Source organism: Dyella acidisoli, from assembly GCF_030160295.1.
GTDB lineage: Bacteria > Pseudomonadota > Gammaproteobacteria > Xanthomonadales > Rhodanobacteraceae > Dyella_B > Dyella_B acidisoli.
The window spans coordinates 1-731 of sequence record NZ_BSOB01000007.1 but is presented as its reverse complement, the minus strand read 5'-3'; the positions used below and the strand labels follow the sequence as shown (position 1 = coordinate 731).

Annotated in this window: 1 protein-coding gene; it reads left to right on the top strand. The window is 59.9% G+C overall.

Going from position 1 to position 731, the window contains the following annotated elements:
* Positions 1-724 (top strand): IS30 family transposase (locus QQJ86_RS04350; protein ID WP_284319694.1); only part of this gene is annotated, 724 nt, incomplete at its 5' end.
* Positions 725-731 lie beyond the last annotated feature (7 nt).

The window sequence follows — 731 nt, the reverse complement described above, 5'->3', positions numbered from 1 at the left end:
GCGTCGGCGGTATCCCGATCAACCGGCCAGACACGTGTCTCACGAAACGATTTACACCGCCATTTATGCCGCACCGCGCGGTGCGTTACGACGCGAACTGGTGGCCTTGCTGCGCCAACATAAGTGTGCCCGTCGCCCACGGAGTCAAGGCACCGATCGACGCGGCCACATGCCCGATTTGCCGAGCATCCACGATCGGCCGCCGGACGCCAACGAACGCCTGCTGCCAGGGCATTGGGAGGGTGACTTCATCAAGGGAGCGCGCAATCAATCATCCGTGGGCGTGTTGGTGGATCGACGCACCTTATTCCTGAAGTTGGTGAAAATGGACGGCTGCTCGGCACCGCAGGCGCTGGAGGGGTTTAGTCGTGCTTTCCAGTTGTTACCGGCGTCATTGCGCCAGACCCTGACCTATGACCAAGGCAAGGAGATGGCGCTGTACAAGACATTGTCCGAGCGCACGGGACTGTCGATCTACTTTGCGGACCCGCACAGTCCCTGGCAGCGGGGGATCTGCGAAAACACCAATGGCTTGTTGCGGCAATACCTTCCCAAAGGCACGGACCTATCGGTGCACAGCCAACGCCAACTGGATGCGATTGCGCGCAAGCTCAATACGCGACCGCGCGCTACCTTGGACTACCACTGTCCGGCTGAGATGTTTATGCGGGCGCTCGGTCGCGATGATCTGGCGCAGAAGATTGATGATGCACTTCTAGATTGACTCCGCC